This window comes from Oxobacter pfennigii (assembly GCF_001317355.1).
In the GTDB taxonomy this organism is placed as follows: Bacteria; Bacillota; Clostridia; order Clostridiales; family Oxobacteraceae; genus Oxobacter; species Oxobacter pfennigii.
On sequence record NZ_LKET01000068.1, the window covers coordinates 193,989 to 212,837 of the forward strand.

Consider the following 18,849-nt stretch of genomic DNA (forward strand, 5'->3'; position numbering starts at 1 on the left):
TGCTCTTTATTTTCATCAATTTGGATAAATATGATTTGTATAAATCCATTATTCAATATGGATTATGATATTTTTATAATAGCATAGGGTTTTATAATCAGCTATAATTGAATAAAAATCGTACTAAAACATTAAATAATACAAAACAATATGAACCATTGACATTTAGATAAAAATTATTATTAGATATGGTTTTTTTCCTTAATTTTCATATGTATTATTAACGCAAATCAAAAGAGGAGTGAATTTTTTCACTCCTCTTCAACTTTCTCCATATTTCGAGCCTTTATATAGCTAAAACTAATATTCGAATTATGTCTAAATCCAATTCAGATTACTATATTCGGCACAACTTTGCTATACAGGTAAAATGTTTTATAAAATTATATATATTGAATTCTTATTGATACTTACTTTTTAAACAAGTCTTCAAAAATACTCATCTTTATATTTGATTTTAATGCATTCACTATTGCAGCCGCAGTATCGATTGATGTCAACATGGGTATCTTCTTTTCCACAGCCATCCTTCTTATTCTATACCCGTCCCTTTCAGGCTCTCTTCCTTTTGTAGGTGTGTTGATTATAATATCAAACTCCCTGTTTTTTATCATATCCAATATACGGCTGCTCTTTCCTATTTTATCTATTACATTACAAGGAACATGATTAAAATTCAATATATAAGCTGTTTTAGATGTTCCGTAGAGCTTATATCCCAATGAGTGCAGCTTATCTGCCACAGGTATGACATCCTGCTTATCATTATCAGCAACGGATATAAAAGCTTTCTTTTTACTGCCTATTACCATACCGGCACCAACTATGCCTTTTAACACAGCTTCATCCAATGTATATGCAAGCCCTAAGGCTTCTCCAGTGGATTTCATTTCAGGGCCTAATCCCGGCTCTACCATTTTAAGCTTATCAAAGGAAAATACAGGTACCTTTACGGCATAATAACCCTTCTTCTCACATAAGCCGGGAGCATAACCCATATCTTTTATTTTATTCCCCACCATGCAGCCTACAGCTATGTCTATCATGGGTATTTCCGTTACTTTTGAAAGATAAGGAACAGTTCGGCTGGAACGGGGATTTACTTCTATTATATATATATCATCGTACTTCACGATAAACTGTATATTCATAAGGCCTACTACATTTAAAGCCCTTGAGATTTCACGGCTGTAATCAACCATTTTTTTAATTACGGAGGCTTCAAGATTATAAGCCGGATATACGGATATACTGTCTCCGGAATGAATTCCCGTTTTCTCTATGTGCTCCATTATCCCAGGTATGAGTATGTCTTCGCCGTCACATATTAAATCCACTTCCGCTTCAATGCCGTTTATATATTTATCAATGAGTATGGGATGCTCATTTTCTCCCTGCTCATCTATTATATCCATATACTCTTCTATGTCATAATCGGAATATGCAATTACCATTCCTTTGCCGCCTAATACATAAGAAGGCCTTACAAGCACAGGATAGCCAAGTTTCTTAGAGCAATCAAGAGCTTCGTTTTTATTGAATACAGTGTAGCCTTCCGGCCTGTTTATCTTAAGTTTTTCTAAAATAGCGTCGAATTCTTTTCTGTCCTCTGCCTTATCTATATATTCAGGAGTTGTTCCTAAAACTTTTATGCCCATTTTCCCTATTTTATCAGCAAGCTTTATGGCTGTCTGACCTCCAAACTGCAGCACTACTCCATCCGGTCTTTCATTCCTTATAACTTCGTATACATCCTCAAATGTCAAGGGCTCGAAATACAACCTGTCTGATATATCAAAATCCGTGCTTACAGTTTCAGGGTTATTGTTTATAACTATTGTCTCATAGCCTCTTTCTTTAAAGGCGAGAATAGCGTGAACTGTGCAGTAGTCAAATTCTATTCCCTGGCCTATTCTTATGGGGCCGGAACCTACTACCAGCACCTTTTTATTTTTTGTACACAAAGCCTCATTATTGCCCCTATAATCGGAATAATAATAAGGGGTATAAGCTTCAAACTCACCTGCACAGGTATCAACCATCCTGTAGGAAGCAAAAATGTTATACTCTTCTCTCATTTTCAATATTTTTTCTTCACCTATGCCTGTAAAATAAGCTATTGCACTATCTGAAAAGCCCATATTTTTGCATTTCACAAGCATTTCCTTGTCAAAGGCCTTTTCATTCAAAGTTTTTAAATGCTCTTCTGTTTCAATTATATCCTGGAGCTTCTTTAAAAACCATTTATCTATCATGGTTATTTCATAAATTAAGTCAATGGTTACTCCCCTTCTTATAAGTTCGGCAATTACAAGATATCTTTCATCATCGGCAATCTTTATCCTTGCCATTAAGGCTTCACTCAAAAATTCTTCATAACGTTTTGTTTCCAGATGATTTATGTTCAATTCCAATGATCTTATGGCTTTTAAAAAGGCTGCTTCAAAGGAATCGCCTATTGCCATTACCTCGCCTGTTGCCTTCATCTGAGTCCATAATGTCCTGTCGGCTTTTACAAATTTATCAAAGGGCCATCTTGGTATTTTTACAACAACATAATCCAGCGCCGGTTCGAACATTGCTACGGTTTTGCGGGTGACGCTGTTTTTTATTTCATCCAGTGTATATCCTATTGCTATCAAAGACGATATTTTGGCTATAGGGTAGCCCGTTGCTTTTGAAGCCAATGCGCTGGAACGGCTTACCCTGGGGTTAACCTCTATTACCTTATATTCATATTTAAAAGGGTTTAATGCATACTGAACGTTGCATCCGCCCTCAATGTTTAAGGCTGATATAATTTTAATTGCAGAGTTTCTCAGCATCTGATATTCCATATCCGATAAGGTCTGGGAAGGAGCAATTACTATGCTGTCTCCCGTATGCACTCCTACAGGGTCAAAGTTCTCCATGTTGCATACTATTACCGTGTTGCCTTTTTTATCCCTTATAACCTCATATTCGATTTCTTTCCAGCCTGCTATACTCTCCTCAATAAGTACCTGGTGCACCCTGCTTTCTTCTAAGCCTATGCTGCATATCCTTATGAGCTCTTCCTCATTGGATGCAATTCCGCCGCCGCTTCCTCCCAATGTATAGGCAGGGCGTACAATTACCGGATATCCGATTTTATTAACAAAGTTTACAGCGTCTTCAACTGTATTGACAACAGTGCTTAAAGGTATAGGCTCCCCTATTTCCTCCATGGTCTTTTTAAATTCATCCCTGTCCTCAGCCTTTTTTATGGCGTCCGGGCCGGTACCTAAAAGCCTTACGTTGTATTTTTCAAGGAGCCCCTTTTCATGCATTTCCATTGCAAGGTTAAGGCCTGTCTGTCCTCCGAGGGTAGGAAGTATGGAATCCGGCCTTTCTTTATCTAAGATCTGCTCTACAATTTCCAAGTTTATGGGGTCTATATATACCTTGTCTGCCATCTCTTTATCCGTCATTATGGTAGCCGGGTTTGAGTTTAGCAAGACAACTTCAATACCTTCGCTCTTAAGAGTCCTGCAGGCCTGGACCCCGGCGTAGTCAAATTCTGCTGCCTGCCCTATTATAATAGGGCCTGAGCCTATAACCAGCACCTTTTTTATATCGCCATCCCTCATTATTTTCTCACCTCCAGCTTAGATATGAATTCGTCAAACAAATATGCCGTATCCTGGGGGCCTGCATGGGCTTCAGGATGAAACTGCACTGTAAATGTATCATGATTCTTATATCTTATACCTTCAATGGTATTATCATTTAAGTTTATATGGGTTACTTCCATATCATCATTGAGACTTTCTGAATCCACAGCGTAGCCATGATTCTGGCTGGTCATAAAGCATTTATCCTTTGTCAAATCCTTTACCGGGTGGTTCCCCCCCCTGTGGCCGTATTTAAGCTTATGTGTATCGGCGCCGCATGCAATTGCCGTTAACTGGTGGCCAAGGCATATTCCGAATATAGGAAACTTGCCTATAAGTTTTCTTATTTGCTCTATGGGGAAGTTATTTTCTTTTGGATCTCCCGGGCCGTTAGACAGCATCAATCCGTCAAGATTATATTTTAATATTTCGTCAGCCGAAGTGTTTGAGGGAAAAACAGTTACTTTACAGTCCCTGTCCAATAGATTCTTCAAAATGTGCTGTTTATATCCGTAATCCATAAGACCCACATGATATTTTCCGCTTCCTATAGTATGAATATCCTTTGCGGTTACACTTTCAACTGCATTTACTATGGTGTAATTTTGTATTTTCTCTTTTAAATTTTCTATATCGTCAAAATTTTTAACTATGGCACCCATCATGACACCTTTTTCCCGAATGAGCTTTACTACGTGCCTTGTATCGATGTCGTAAATCATGGGTATATTGCTTTCATTCAGGAAATTCTTAAGGCTGTCTTCACTTTTGCAGTTGCTTTCAATATCGGATATATGCCTTACCACAAAGCCCTTTACATGGGGCTTTTCCGACTGACTGAATTCCGAATTCAGACCGTAGTTTCCTATCTGGGGATATGTCATAACCACAATCTGTCCGTAATAGGAAGGATCAGTAAGTACTTCCTGATACCCTGTCATGGAGGTATTGAACACAACCTCACCTATTGTATCAAAATCATTTAAAAGCTTGCCTTCAAATATATTGCCGTCTTCCAATAGCAAATATCCTTTCATAATCGTCTCCTCCTTATCTTACCTGTCTCTCCCGGGGCAGGTTTAAAGAATACAAAAAAACAGCCAATAGATAAACTATCTACCAACTGTTTGATATTTTAAATAACAAAATAATGGCATCATAATATTAGCCTCCTTCCTAGCCTCACAGGACTAGCTTAAAGAATTCTTTCATAATATTTTATCATTTATACTTGTTCTTGTCCAGCATCAATAATATTTTTAAATATTAATTTATACAAATTGATAAAAGGTCTCATCTATGATACTATATATTAAAAGAAGGACTATTAACGAGATAAAATGATTATTGATGATGTACAAAGGTTTAATTCTCATTAACTGTTATATAACATTAAAATCAATCTAAAACAACCTAAATCTGCTATTGCTTTTATATCTTTATTATTTTTTAAATTTAATTTCAGTCAAATATATTTTTTTCATAAAATATAATACAGAAAGGATGCTGGTATTATTTGAATGTACTCATCAACAAATTTAAAGAGGTTGTATTGGCAGTACTTCCGATTACCCTTATTGTACTAGTACTTAACTTTACTGTGGCACCATTGGAAATACACTTGATATTGCGCTTTATAACTGGTGCCATACTCATAATCATAGGGCTTTCCATATTTTTATTCGGAGCTGATTTAGGAATAGGACCTATAGGTTCTCTTATGGGGTCCTCCATCACAAAGATTAAAAAGATATGGATGGTGGGAGCCGCAGGCTTAATCCTCGGATTCTTAATAACCATCGCAGAACCGGATTTGCAAATATTAGCCAATCAGATAAGCGGTGTAACCTCAGGCATGATTTCATCACTCACTATATTGATTGTAGTTTCAATTGGCGTAGGCGTTTTTCTGACGGTAGGATTGATGAGGATAGTGTTCAATGGTTCTTTATCCAAGTTTTTAACGGTTTTGTATGGTATAATATTTATACTGGCATTATTCGTGTCCCCCGGATTTTTAGCCATCTCCTTTGACGCTGCAGGTGCCACAACAGGAGCCATGACTGTACCCTTCATACTTGCACTAGGTCTTGGAGTATCTTCCATAAAGGCAGGCAAGGGATCCGAAGAGGACAGCTTCGGTCTGGTAGCCATAGCATCCATAGGCCCCATCATGTCCGTATTATTAATGAGCATATTTTCTGAATCGTACCAATTAACGGGAAGCTTGCCTTATGATTTTATGACAACCAATGAAGTTTTGGCACCCTTTATACATGAAGCACCTAAAACCCTGCTTGATGTTACAATGGCGTTAACACCATTTTTAATTTTGTTTGTGATCTTTCAAATTTTTTTCTTGAAGCTGCCAAAGAAAAAATTTGTTAAAATATTAAAAGGCTTATTGTATACATTCATAGGATTATTCTTGTTTTTAACAGGCGTAAATGCCGGTTTTATGGAGGTAGGCAGTGCTGTGGGCTATATAGTTGCATCTCTTGAATATAATTGGATAATTATACCCATAGGTTTTATTTTAGGTTTGGTTGTAATACTGGCAGAACCGGCAGTATATGTATTAACAGAACAGGTTGAAAATGTTACAAGCGGGCATATTAAAAGAAAAGTCATATTATTAACCCTATCCATAGGAGTTGCTTTTGCAGTAGCTCTTTCAATGTTAAGAATTATGGTGCCCGGGATAAAACTTTGGCATTATCTGCTGCCCGGTTATTTGATATCCTTAATCATGTCCTACTTCGTGCCTAAAGTATTTGTAGGAATTGCTTTTGACTCGGGGGGGGTAGCTTCAGGGCCTATGACAGCAACATTCATTCTGGCTTTTGCCCAGGGTGCTGCGGAATCCATTGAAGGTGCCAATGTATTGGTTGATGCTTTTGGAATAATAGCTCTGGTGGCGTTGACACCGTTGATTGCAATACAGGTCTTAGGGCTTATTTATAAACTTAAAGCTTATAAAGGAGGAGTTCAGTCAATTGGAAAAACATCTTAACGGTAAAAATCACGTTATATTTTTTGTAATTGTAAACTTTGGCATGGGAAGCAAGGTTTTAAAGGAAGCCAAGACTTTAGGAGTATCGGGAGGTACAATATTATTAGGTACTGGAACGGCAAAAGATCATCTATTAGAGGTTTTAGGCCTTGATGAAATAAGAAAAGAAGTATTGTTAATGATAGCGGATAAAAGCATTGAAGGCACGGTTCATGAAGGGTTGACTGCCAAGTTTCACTTGGATAAGCCCAATCATGGTATTGCTTTTTCCTCACCTGTTTCAAGCTTTTTATGTTCAAATAATTGTTTATATAATAATCAAAGTGAAAGTAGGGATATAAATAAAATGGAATATCAGGCGATTTTTACTATAGTTGAAAGAGGCTTAGCTGAAACCGTTGTTGACGCTTCATTGTCTGCCGGTGCAGAAGGCGGTACCATAATCAACGCAAGGGGCTCCGGCATCCATGAAAAAGGAATGCTTTTTAATATGACTATAGAACCTGAAAAGGAAATTGTCATGACTTTAATAGAAAAGTCTAAGACAGATGATGTCATGCTTGCTATAAGAAAGGCCACTAATTTAGATGAACCGGGAAATGGCATAATGTTTGTCATAGATGTAAATAAAGCCTCCGGTCTTCCTAACGGCAAATAATAAGAACCCCACCTGCCCGCTGATCCAAGGGAACCTTATTACTTTACAATAAAAAAATGCTCTCCTTATAGTAACTATAAGGAGAGCATTTTTTTATTATTTTTTTCTAATGCTTATTTAATTGTTGCGGCATTCTTGCCTGCAATCCTTCCAAATACTACGGTGTCCACTAACGCATTACCGCCTAAACGGTTGGCTCCATGTATGCCACCTGTGGTTTCACCTGCAGCATAAAGTCCGGGGATTATATTGCCGCTCTTATCCAATACCTGCCCGTTAGTATTAATTTCTATTCCGCCCATGGTATGGTGAACTGTAGGTACGCGGGCACCGGCATAAAATGGTGCTGTATCTATCTTATCTTTATATAACGTTCTTCCGAATTCATCGGCGCTCTTAGTTTCAACATTTTTATTAAACTCTTCTACTGCCTTTACAAGGTTTTCAGGATTTACACTTATTTCCTTTGCAAGTTCTTCAAGGGTATCGGCCTTATATGCTCTTCCCTTGTTGACAAGCTCATCTATGGTCTCGTTGAAATTATTCTTTGTATCCCCTGTAGGATAGGAATGCTTATCAAGTATTACCCACATATAGGCATCTCTTTGCTCAAAAAGGGCTTTTGTCATAACATCCCTGCGGGCGCCTTCATCAACAAATCTGTTGCCGTCTTTATTTACGAAAATACGGTTTTCAACGCCCTGCTCAATATTTCCGCTTAAGCTTCCCGTCTCAGGATCTCCCATAGGTAAAAGCTGTATTTGCTCCATGCCAATAAGGTTTGCCCCTACCTTTTCAGCCATTATATATCCGTCGCCTGTAGCCCCCGGATGATTGGTGGTTTTAATATTTGTAAGGGAAGGCCATATTTTGTTATATTTATCACGCATTTCAACATTAGCCCCGAAGCCGCCGGTGGCAATAATTACTCCGTTATTTGCCCTGGCAACTACTTCTCCGTCAATACCTGTTGCCTTAACTCCTACAGCTCTTCCATTTTCCATAATGATTTCCGTAGCTTTAGTATCCAGCATAATTTCTATACTTCCGCTGTTTTTTTCTATATATTCCATATAGGTTTTTATATAACCGGTTCCCAGCGGGTCAACAGGTTTATGGGATCTTGGCCATAAAGCTCCCAAGACTGTAAAAACTTCATCCTGAAATTTCATCCCCATGCTTTCAAGCCATTCTATGCCAGGATATGCATTCTCGACAAGAGTTCTTACAAGCTCAGGTTTACCAAGCTTATCTCCGCCTTCATAAGTCTGGGTATAATGTTTTTCAACGGAATCTTCTATGCCCTGAGCCTTTTGCCTTTTGGGGTCAACGGCATTGTATGCTGCCCCTGATATTATGGTATTTCCGCCTACTTTAGGCATTTTCTCTAAGACAAGTATCTTCTTTGCTCCGTTTTGATGTGCTGATACCGCCGCTGAAAGTCCTGCTCCGCCGCCTCCGATTATAACAACATCGGCTTCTTTTTCTATAGCCTCACCCGAAGCAACATCGTCTTTATCCGGCTTTTTCTGTAATTTTGTAATGTCTGCGCCCGATTTTTGCAAAGCCTGAGTAACAGCTGCTATTATTCCATTACTTGATACTGTAGCGCCGGCCACCGTATCTATGGCTATGCTCTGATATTTTACTATATCTTCAGGTATTTTTTTAATAGCTGCATCGCTTACTCCGGGTGTCTCATCATGTTTTATGATTTTTACTGCTGTTATTTTATTTTCATCTACGGTAACTTCTACCTGTATATTCCCGTGAATTCCTTCTCCTTCACCTGTATATGTACCTGGTTTAAATAAAGCTGAACTTTCAGGTGCATCTGTCTTTACATCTTGTTTATTGCCGCAGCCTCCGGTAAAGGAAATAACCATTAATGCAGCTAACAATAGGGCAAGATATCTTTGGACTTTCTTCATATACTTTGAACCTCCTCCTATTATTATTTAATATAATCGGTATGGTCATGAATATGCTTTTATAATATAACCGTAAAGTTAGTTATATTATTATATTTAATTTCATTGAATGCATTCACTGAGCAAGTTCATTTTATAATATTGTTAATATTATGTCAATATCATTTGGTTAAAATAATAACAAATATATTTAAATTTATAAAATGCATCTGCTCTTTACTTAATAATGCACTAATTGTTATAATAAACTATAAAATTACTGAAGAAATGGTGAAATTCATGTCAAATAAAAAACTTAACAAAAGGCAGATACAGGCTCAAAATACCAGGGATAAAATATATAATACAGCTGTTGAAATGATGGAAAAAAAAGGACTTAACAATATTACTGTTGAAGAGATATGCCAAAAATCCGGAGTATCGGTAGGATCTTTTTATAATTGCTTCAAATCTAAAAATGACATACTCAATGAAGTATATAAGTTAGCTGACGATTACTTTTTAAATACAGTCTCTCCTGACTTAGCTAAAATAAACGGCTCTTACGATAAGGTAATTCAATTTTTCAAATATTATGCGGAATACAATGTCAACAGAGGCTTTGATTTTGTAAAACAGCTTTATTTTGTGCCAAATACTTTGTTTATTACAAAAGGAAGACCAATGCAGACTGTCTTAAAAAATATTGTTGAAGAGGGTCAAAGATTGAGAGAGATAGGCTCTTCCATGCCTTCAGAAGAAATCGTAGAGTATTTTTTTATAGCTGCCAGAGGAGTAGTATACGACTGGGTTTTGCATGGGGGAAGTTACAATTTAAGTAATTTTATGGAGAGTTATATCAAACGCATGGTTAAAACACTGGACTGACCTCCGCGATTTTTACTTTTACCTGAAGCTTTATTTATAAATAAAAAAACGCTCCTTACTGTTATGGAGCATTTTTTTATAATCCTTTGTTACCGAAATCCTCATAATGAATGAAGGCAGATACCTCTTTCTTTTTTCTCTTTTGGGGAATTATATCGGCATGCCCTATGGGAAGGATTGCTAATGGTCTTATATCCACGGGAAGACTAAGAGCTTTTATAAGTTCTTTTTCCCTGTATCCGCTTACGAAACAGCTGGCCAAGCCTAAATCCACTATGGCTAAAAGCATATTTTCAATGCAGGCTGAACAATCCAGATATATAAGACTCTCCTCTGCTTTTTTGCCGTAACGCGCCCTGCTCCTTTCTACATCTGCGCATACCACAATAAAAACAGGAGCGCTCATCATCCATTCCTGATGTTTTAATCCGTCAAAATCGTTGCCTATAAAGGTTGCATCAACTATCTTTCTTTTTGTTTTCTGATTTTTTATGATTATAAATTCCCAAGGCTGCAGATTCCCTCCACTAGGTGCGCAATTCCCGCAGTATAATATTTTTTCTATCAACTTGTCATCAACATCTTTGTCTTTAAAGGATCTTATGCTCATCCTCTCTTCTATGGCTTTCATAAATTCCATATATTTCACCTCTCTTTAATTACAGAATTAATCTGTTTCATCGTCGTTTAAAATACCAATCATTTTCCTTAATGAAGTTTTACCCTTAGGGGTTATTCTGGTACCCTGCTTTGTGCTGCCTATAGATATAAGCCCAAGTTCTTCTAATTCCTTTAATATTCTTCTTAAGATATTGTCTGTAATGGGAATGTCTTTTTGAGCCAATCTTTCCACAATATACGTTCGGCTTGCTCTTACATATGATTTCTCAGCATTTTCGAGCTCATTTAATATAAGAGAATACATCCTGACATCGCCTTTATTTATAGAAACATCATCAGCTTCATTTTGTCTTTCCTGCTGAACTTTGTTTGCCTCTTCATAATCCTCGTAAATGTCTACAGGAAGATCATCTATATCAACGATGGCTCCGTCTACAATTTTAACAACATAATTAATCATGTTTTCAAGCTCTCTTACATTTCCCGGCCAGTTATGCTCTAAAAGTTTATTTATAGCCCTGTCGGTAAAGATTTTGTCCGAATTGTACATGTTCATATAATATCTGATTATTGAAGGGATATCCTCTTTTCTTTCTCTTAAAGGAGGTATTCTTATGGTTATTGTATTAATACGATAATAAAGATCTCTCCTGAATAAATTATCATGAATAAGCCTTTTTAAATTGCTGTTTGTTGCAGCTATTATCCTTACATCAACAGGTATGGGGCTTATCCCGCCCACTCTTAAAACTTCTTTTTCCTGTATGACGCGTAAAAGCCTTGCTTGCAGGCTTAAAGGAGCGTCTCCTATTTCGTCTAAAAATATTGTACCCATATGGGCAAGCTCAAACAACCCCGGCTTACCGCCTTTTTTTGCCCCTGTAAAAGCTCCTTCTTCATAACCAAAAAGCTCACTTTCTATGAGGCTTTCGGGAAGGGCTGCAAAGTTGACAGCCACAAAGGGGCCTTCCTTTCTTAGTGAATTTTTATGCATTGCCTGGGCATAAAGCTCTTTTCCTGTGCCGTTTTCACCTAATAACAGCACTGAAAGGTTTGTCTTTGCTGCTTTCTTTGCCATATCCGTAACGGTTTTTATATTTTTGCTTAAACCTATGATATCGGCAAAATCGTATTTTGCCACATTCCCTTTGGTGTTAAGCTTTCTTCTTATCTCTTTTTCCATATCCTGAATTTCAGAAACGTGGCTGAAGCTTAATACTGCACCGTTAATTTTATCGCCGCTTTTAAGATAATTTTTATTTACCATTATATCCTTATTGTCTATTTTGAATATTTCACTTTCCCTGCTGTCATATCTTTTTATAAAATCTATCATCTGCCTGTTTTTTATATACTTGTATATATTATCGCCTTCGTTTATCACCTTGCCGCAGGGCAGATATTTTTCAATATTATTATTTTTGAATGTTAAATTGCCCTCCTCATCAAGGGCCATTATACCATTGGAAGAGGCGTCTAAAACAGCCACCAGCTTTGATTTTAAATCGCTTATCCTGCTGTTTAATGCAATGAATTCCTTCATGTACCTTACAGAAAAAAGATTCACCCTCTCAAAGGGGAGCCCCAGGCTTATAATTATTTCCATAATGGTGGATATATCAATGACTTTTATGCCCAAATCCACCACTCTTTTTACCTGAGGAGGAACAAAATCAACCGCTCCGGCTGTTATAGCCAGGTCAACTGTATCCATAACTGATTGTTCTATTACTATATCCGGACAATAAGGAATATATTTTATATGGTTAAGCCCTACCTCGGTTAAAAGTTCAACGGTTTCTATGGCTGCAAACAAATAATTGCTGACCACAAGGGCCGTATTTCCTGATTCTATATTAAATACTTTGTGAAGTTCCAATGTATTGATATTTCTTATTACATTGATTATTTTTGCATTTAGGGGAGCCTTCTTTTTGACTTCATCAAAAATAGCTGTACTGGCTGCAAGTATAAGATCAAAACCTAAGAATTTTTCCGGGTCTTCCTCAAGTTTTAAAAGGATTATTTCCATTTCTTTATCAAACAAACCTTCCAGCTGGTTTTTATAATTCCTGCTTATTCTCTCGTCGGCTGACACTATAGCAATCCTGCTGTTTGACATGTAAAACACCTCACAAACGAAGCATCCAAACATAATTATATATTATTCGACAATTAAATTCCTGTCAGAATACTGTTTTTTTGATAAATAATTGACACTCTTTTAATGTATGGATTACTCTGTTTCTGCTTCTTAAAAGCTGTGTTATCAAAAACTTTCTTTTATTTTGACTCAATTTCTGAATTTTTAGTACCGGTGCTATTTCAGGAAGAGGGGGTACCATAGCTGCCGGGTCATGCTTGAATTCTTCCCTTTTGGTATAGCTTATCCTTATGAGCTTCCTTTCCACCCTCAGTATGGTATCACAAATAACTGCCTTTATTTCATCGTCATCCGGGCATTTTTTTATTTTGCTATAGAAATCTTTCATCAATGCCTTTAATATTTGAATCTCCTCAAACAGGGGTGAAAGGTCAAATTCCTCACCGCAGGATAGCTGATATTCGTTAGCATGTTTTTGTATGGAGTCCAGCATTTTTAAACAGTCAATGGGCAGAATATCTGCATTTACCATTCTGTATACTCCCGCAAGATACAACCTCGTATCTCTTATAAAGTTATTTTCATCCACAAGTTTTAAATCATCCAGCTCCGTATGCCACTCAAGATTTCCGCCGCTTCCGTATACCTTATAGTACCCGAGTTCTTCCCTTTTCTTTTTGCTTATGGTTGAACTTGCCATAAAGTAAGATGTTATTCCGATATTGTTAAAAGAATAATCTCCTGCCCTTATGGGTCTTGCCCACTCTGATTTTATGCCTGTAACCTCCAGTACAAGCTCTTTGCAAAAATCATCCACGTCTTCAGTCCACATTATATCCTCATAGGAATCCGCATTGATACATCCTGTTGATTCACAATTCAAATGTGCTATACAGTTATCGTAAAGCTCCATTGCATAATTGTCGGCAAACCAGGTTGAGCCTGCATATCTTCCGGTAGAATGCCCCGGCCACCAGGCAATCCACACGCTTCTTTTAAGCTTATCACGGCTGTTGTTAAGAATCCTGGCAATTTCGAGGGTGCTGGCATTTCCTAAAGCATTATCACCTATGCCCTTATACCAGGAATCCAAATGGCTGTGAAGCAGTACAAACTTTTCAGGCTCCTTGTACCCGTCTATTTTCGCCAAGACCAGCGGGCACTTTTTCCATCCCTCTTCTAATGATGTCCGGACTGCGGCTCTTATCTTTTTTTCTTCCAGCTTGGAAATTAAAAGCTTTCCGTCAGGATTGTTTATTGATACTGCCGGTATTCTGGTCATATTTTCATAATCGTCAAGTTCGGGAGTACCCCAGGTGGTGGTGCATATACCTTCATGTATATTTTCACCAGGTTGAATAAAAATAGCGGCTATTCCTCCATTGCCTATGATATCTCTTATTTTGTCCGGGGAAGGTATTCCTTCGCAAATGACTATTTTCCCAACAGGATCTCCTTGAAACTTTAACTTGTACTCGAATTCCCCCCATGCATAGGGCGGGCGGTAGCTAGATGCATATATAAGCTCCCCGTCTATCCATTTTCCATCGGTGGACATTGAGTATGAGGGGGTTTTTGCATGGATATTTATATTGCATCCAATAATTTTTAGCTCTGCATTCCTAGGTGTGCTTAAGTATATTTCCGGCCATAATATCTGATTTTTTATACCGTAGTTATTCAGTCTTTCGGATATATAATAAGATGCTCTTTTTTCATCCTCACTCCCTGATTGCCTGTTTAAATCCTTGAATTTATTCAACAGGAGAACCGTTTCTTCAAAATTTACTTGGTTAAGTAATGCTTTTTCTTCAGATGTAAGCATAATATCCTCCCCTTTTGTGTAAAAACACACCTTCATTTTGTAATTAAATTAACATGAATCACTCCATGAAGGTGCGTCTATTTTTAATACCAGTTGTCTTTCAGTGCCCTTATAATGTTTCCGCCTAATACTTTGGCTATGTCCTCATCGGAATAATTATGCTTAACAAGCCACCTTACAATATTTATTGATGCCTCTGTCGGATTCTCGAGACCCTTTACATATTCCACCTCTTCAAAATCCGCCGTACCTTCATGGGAGCTCTTTATTGAAAGGTTGCTGGCAAAGGCATGATGCAATCCCACATGGTCTCCGTACAATGTATCCGGTCCGAAGGCTAAATGATCAATTCCAATTACATCGACAAGATGTTCAAAATGCTCCATAAAGGAATCAATTGTGTGTTCCCTGTTTTTTAGTGTGAGGGTGGTGTGGGGGGCAGCTTCTATTCCTATTACTCCTCCTTTATCAGCGCAGGCTTTTAAAAGATCATCGGGTTTTAATCTCCTGCTGTTCCACAAATCCCTGGAGCCGCAGTGAGATATAATTACAGGTTTTGTGCTGGCATTTATAATGTCAATTGTTGTTTTATCTCCCACATGGGAGCAGTCAATGGCCATACCCACCTTGTTCATTCTCTCAACAACCTTATACCCAAGGGCAGTCAGTCCGCCGTCATTTTTTTCCTTAAGGCCTGAGCCAAGGGAGTTAGCTTCACTGTAAGTTATACCCATAAGCCTTACTCCAAAACCGTAAAGTATTTCTACACGCTCTACTTCATTTTCCAGCATTGCAGCACCTTCTATGGTAGGAACCAGTGCAATTTTACCTTCTTTATAGGCTTTTATTATATCATCTACTTTTTCGGCACGGATGACAAAATCCTGATGAGCGAGATCGCATAATCTCATACCCAAATCATGAAGGACGTCATTCCATTTCCAGCCTGCCTTTGAACCTATGGTGCATGTACCATCCATAAAGTTATCAAAAACCACGTCCAGGTAGGATTTTGACAATGCCTCATAAGCTGCAATCTGTCTTCCTTCTCTGTTATATTCAAATACTTGGCTCATATCCTCAGGAAAAAATACCGGATGATCATGAAGGGAGATTATTATGCTTTTATCAACTACCTCAAGCAGTCTCTTTTCTTGCTCATCTGTGAGAGGCACATAGTACTCAGGCACCCTTCCTATTGCTTTTGGCATTTTGAATTCCTTATAATCTACGCCCTTTTCCAAATATTCATAGGCTTTATATCCTTTATAGGCTTTTTTCATTACCATATTATTTTCCTCCTTAAAATTAAGTTGTCCAATTTTCTCTCAATACTCGGATTATATTTTCACCTAATACTTTTTTAATATCTTCATCGGGATATTTATGCTTCACAAGCCACCTTACAATATTCAAAGATGCTTCAGCAGGATTTTCTAAACCCTTTACATACTCCACATGCTCATATTCTTCCCCTATCCTGTTTTCTTCGATGGACATATTATTGCTGAAGAGATTGTGCAGTCCTACATGGTCACCAAATAGCGTATCAGGCCCAAAGGCTACATTGTCAATGCCTGTCAGGTCTTTTATATATTCAAAATGCTCCATGTATGACTCTATATTATGCCTTTTATTCTTTTTTGTTATAGTCGTATGAGGTGCGGCTTCTATTCCTATGACTCCGCCCGCATCCGCACATGCTTTCAGTACATCGTCAGGTTTTAATCTTTTGATATTCCATAGGCTTCTCGCACCAATATGGGTTATAAAAACCGGTTTTTTGCTTATTTTTATTACATCCATGGCCGTCTTATCGCCGCAATGAGAAACGTCTATAGCCATGCCTACCTTGTTCATCCTCTCAACTGCCCTGTGCCCGAAGGAAGTCAGTCCTCCGTCGTTTTTTTCCTTAAGTCCGTATCCCAAGCTGTTGGATTCGCTGTAGGTTATACCCATCATCCTGCAGCCTAAGCCGTAGAGTATTTCTATTCTGTCAAGTTCATTCTCGATCATGGTGGAACTCTCTAAGGATATGAACCAGGCAATTTTTCCGTTTTTCTTTGCTTCATATATATCATTTACATTTTGAGCTTTTACCAAAAAGTCCTGATGTGCTATATCACAGGACCTTACGCCCATGTCATGGATTACGTCATTCCACTTCCAGCCTGCCTTAGAGCCTATTACGCATGTGCCGTCCATCATATTGTCAAAGACGGCGTCCAGGCAGGAATGGGCCAGGCCTAAAAAGGCCGTGGCTTCCCTTCCTTCCCGTTCATAATCCATCAATTCTTTAGCATCATGTGGGGTGATGCTGGGATGGTCATGGAGGGATATAATCAAATTTTTATGGATTATCTCTTCTGCTCTTTTTTCTTCTTCCGCTGTTAAAGGAATGAGGTAAGGCTCCACCCTGTCAATCTCTTGTGCCAGTTCAAAATTTTTATAGTCCTTTTGTTTTTCAAGGTACTCATAGGAAACGTAGCCCTTATAACCTTTTTTCATAACCTTACCCCCTTATTTTGCCTATAATATGAACTATTTTTTATAAACCTTGACTAAATCCTTGATATCTACAACACCGTATAATCCGGGAGTTAAATCCCAGCCTTCATATTCTTTTGAGAAACCGTATGCGTTAACTCTAACCCATGCATTTACTGTGGGAAGTTCATTAACGAATTCTTTCTGGAATTCATCCATTATCTTTATACGTTCCTCAAAGGAAGGTTCTTTCATTGAAGCAGCTAAGAGCTGATCTATCTTGTCGTTTTTGTATCCCATGAAGTTAAGAGCTGCATTGGATGCATAAATTGTGCTCAAGGATGAGTCAGGGTCATCTATTACGCCCCAGTCTATGAAGTTTATATCATAGCTCTTCTGCTGTGTGACACGGTCTGTATAAGTTGCCGGATCGACGGGTTTTAAATTAAGCTTAAAGCCTGCCTGTTCGGCATTTGCTTTTATTACGTTTGCTATCGAATCGGCATTTGCAGTAGTTGTACGGTAAATAAGCTCAAATTCCAATTTTTTGCCTGATGATGATTCCCTTACTCCGTCATTATCCTTATCTGTATAACCAGCAGCTTCTAAGGCTTTTTTTGCACCTTCCACATCAAAACCGGGGAATTTTATCTGTGATTTTACAAGGTCAGCATAAACAGGAGATACAGGAGTCTCCATCTTTATAGCCGCACCCTGCATGGCTGTGGTGACAAGTGCATCTCTGTCAACAGTCATTGCAAAAGCTTTACGTACATTAATATCCTTTAATAGTTCATTCTTATAGTTGAAGCTTATATAGCCAAAGCCAAGGGAATTTACGCGCATAATTCCGAACTTATCCGGAGTTGATTCCAGCTGGTTCTGTGCAGCCGCCGGAAGAGCTGAACCTGAAACCTGAACTTCACCGTTTTTCATTGCAAGGATAAGGGCATTGGCGTCAGGGAAGATACGGAAGGTTACATTTTCAATGTAAGCGCCTTTTCCGTCATTAGCTAAAGGCCAGTCTGGAACCCTTTCAAAGGAATAATATTCACCTTTTTTGTAATCCACCAGTTTATATGGACCATATCCTACACCATTGAACTGGAAGTTCATAGGATCTGTGACAGTTTCGTAAATGTGCTTTGGCATTACATCCACCCAGAAGCCTATTTGGGACAAAAAGTTAACCTGAGGCTGTTTCAAATAATATTTGATCGTTGTCTTGTCCACTATTTCTGTCTTTTCAACACCGCCGTACATGTCGGCACCGTAGCCCAATTTATACTTTGCGACATATTCGCAGGTAAATGCGAGGTCATCGGTGGTAAAGGGCTTACCGTCATGCCATGTTAAACCGTCGTGTATCTTTACTGTGTAAACCTTTGCGTCATCGCTTATATCGTAGTCTTCAATTATATACGGAACTTTGTTACCATTGTCATCGGTTGCCATAAGAGGCGGCATTGCAAGATTCATAACCATTGAAGCGTTTAAATCATTCGATAACCAGGTTGCTATATTATAGGGGTCCCCTGTAATTCCTATTACCAGGCTTCCGCCTACCTGAGGGCCGCTTTGAGCCCCTTGTGTCGGCTGCTGATTGCTCTGACCTCCTGTACAGGCTGCCAGAATCGTCATAACCAATGTCAAAACTACTGATAAAACCAACAATTTGTTTCTTTTCATTCTAACTCCTCCTCAAATTTTA

At 38.1% G+C, this 18,849-nt stretch carries 12 protein-coding genes; 3 read left to right on the forward strand and 9 right to left on the reverse strand.

Features of this window, described 5'->3' with window-relative positions; translation table 11 throughout:
* Positions 1-410 precede the first annotated feature (410 nt).
* On the reverse strand, positions 411-3,608 hold the full coding sequence (gene carB, locus OXPF_RS20390; protein WP_479724486.1) for a carbamoyl-phosphate synthase large subunit: 3,198 nt from the start codon (positions 3,606-3,608) through the stop codon (positions 411-413).
* The gene (locus OXPF_RS20395) at positions 3,608-4,669 is read right to left on the reverse strand and encodes a carbamoyl phosphate synthase small subunit (RefSeq protein WP_054877053.1); all 1,062 of its coding nucleotides are present in this window, start codon (positions 4,667-4,669) and stop codon (positions 3,608-3,610) included. Before OXPF_RS20395 ends, carB begins: the two co-directional genes overlap by 1 nt.
* Positions 4,670-5,148: 479 nt before the next feature.
* On the opposite strand from OXPF_RS20395, the gene OXPF_RS20400 reads away from it, so the two are divergent.
* A complete protein-coding gene (locus OXPF_RS20400) occupies positions 5,149-6,645 on the forward strand; it encodes a DUF1538 domain-containing protein (protein WP_054877054.1) in 1,497 nt (498 codons plus the stop codon).
* Complete coding sequence (locus OXPF_RS20405) at positions 6,629-7,303, forward strand: P-II family nitrogen regulator (RefSeq protein WP_242854468.1); 675 nt, start codon at positions 6,629-6,631, stop codon at positions 7,301-7,303. Before OXPF_RS20400 ends, OXPF_RS20405 begins: the two co-directional genes overlap by 17 nt.
* Before the next feature lie 113 nt (positions 7,304-7,416).
* On the opposite strand, the gene OXPF_RS20410 is transcribed toward OXPF_RS20405, so the two are convergent.
* On the reverse strand, positions 7,417-9,234 hold the full coding sequence (locus tag OXPF_RS20410; protein ID WP_054877055.1) for a flavocytochrome c: 1,818 nt from the start codon (positions 9,232-9,234) through the stop codon (positions 7,417-7,419).
* Between the two features lie 279 nt (positions 9,235-9,513).
* Here OXPF_RS20410 and OXPF_RS20415 point away from each other — a divergent pair, with 279 nt between their 5' ends.
* Complete coding sequence (locus tag OXPF_RS20415; protein WP_054877056.1) at positions 9,514-10,101, forward strand: TetR/AcrR family transcriptional regulator; 588 nt, start codon at positions 9,514-9,516, stop codon at positions 10,099-10,101.
* A gap of 76 nt (positions 10,102-10,177) precedes the next feature.
* Here the strand turns inward: OXPF_RS20415 and OXPF_RS20420 are convergent, their stop codons facing one another.
* The 6 genes from OXPF_RS20420 to OXPF_RS20445 all read right to left on the reverse strand — a co-directional run bounded on the left by OXPF_RS20420 (position 10,178) and on the right by OXPF_RS20445 (position 18,827).
* Entirely contained in the window at positions 10,178-10,741 is a 564-nt protein-coding gene (locus OXPF_RS20420) for a nitroreductase family protein (RefSeq protein WP_054877057.1), read from the reverse strand.
* A gap of 27 nt (positions 10,742-10,768) precedes the next feature.
* Complete coding sequence (locus OXPF_RS20425) at positions 10,769-12,844, reverse strand: sigma-54 interaction domain-containing protein (protein ID WP_054877058.1); 2,076 nt, start codon at positions 12,842-12,844, stop codon at positions 10,769-10,771.
* A 64-nt stretch (positions 12,845-12,908) separates the two neighbouring features.
* Positions 12,909-14,651 carry a M28 family peptidase gene (locus OXPF_RS20430; RefSeq protein ID WP_054877059.1) on the reverse strand — a complete coding sequence of 581 codons (1,743 nt, stop codon included), beginning with the start codon at positions 14,649-14,651 and terminating at the stop codon, positions 12,909-12,911.
* An 83-nt stretch (positions 14,652-14,734) separates the two neighbouring features.
* On the reverse strand, positions 14,735-15,940 hold the full coding sequence (locus tag OXPF_RS20435) for a dipeptidase (RefSeq protein WP_242854469.1): 1,206 nt from the start codon (positions 15,938-15,940) through the stop codon (positions 14,735-14,737).
* A 19-nt stretch (positions 15,941-15,959) separates the two neighbouring features.
* Entirely contained in the window at positions 15,960-17,159 is a 1,200-nt protein-coding gene (locus OXPF_RS20440) for a dipeptidase (protein WP_054877060.1), read from the reverse strand.
* 33 nt (positions 17,160-17,192) lie between these two features.
* Positions 17,193-18,827: an ABC transporter substrate-binding protein gene (locus OXPF_RS20445; RefSeq protein ID WP_054877061.1), complete on the reverse strand. Its 1,635-nt coding sequence runs from the start codon at positions 18,825-18,827 to the stop codon at positions 17,193-17,195.
* Between the last annotated feature and the right edge of the window lie 22 nt (positions 18,828-18,849).

Coding starts and splice junctions, on each gene's coding strand:
- OXPF_RS20440 (WP_054877060.1), bottom strand. CDS start 17,159: ATGAAAAAAGGTTATAAGGGCTACGTTTCCTATGAGTACCTTGAAAAA.
- OXPF_RS20410 (WP_054877055.1), bottom strand. CDS start 9,234: ATGAAGAAAGTCCAAAGATATCTTGCCCTATTGTTAGCTGCATTAATG.
- OXPF_RS20435 (WP_242854469.1), bottom strand. CDS start 15,940: ATGGTAATGAAAAAAGCCTATAAAGGATATAAAGCCTATGAATATTTG.
- OXPF_RS20415 (WP_054877056.1), top strand. CDS start 9,514: ATGTCAAATAAAAAACTTAACAAAAGGCAGATACAGGCTCAAAATACC.
- OXPF_RS20430 (WP_054877059.1), bottom strand. CDS start 14,651: ATGCTTACATCTGAAGAAAAAGCATTACTTAACCAAGTAAATTTTGAA.
- OXPF_RS20445 (WP_054877061.1), bottom strand. CDS start 18,827: ATGAAAAGAAACAAATTGTTGGTTTTATCAGTAGTTTTGACATTGGTT.
- OXPF_RS20425 (WP_054877058.1), bottom strand. CDS start 12,844: ATGTCAAACAGCAGGATTGCTATAGTGTCAGCCGACGAGAGAATAAGC.
- OXPF_RS20395 (WP_054877053.1), bottom strand. CDS start 4,669: ATGAAAGGATATTTGCTATTGGAAGACGGCAATATATTTGAAGGCAAG.
- OXPF_RS20420 (WP_054877057.1), bottom strand. CDS start 10,741: ATGGAATTTATGAAAGCCATAGAAGAGAGGATGAGCATAAGATCCTTT.
- carB (WP_479724486.1), bottom strand. CDS start 3,608: ATGAGGGATGGCGATATAAAAAAGGTGCTGGTTATAGGCTCAGGCCCT.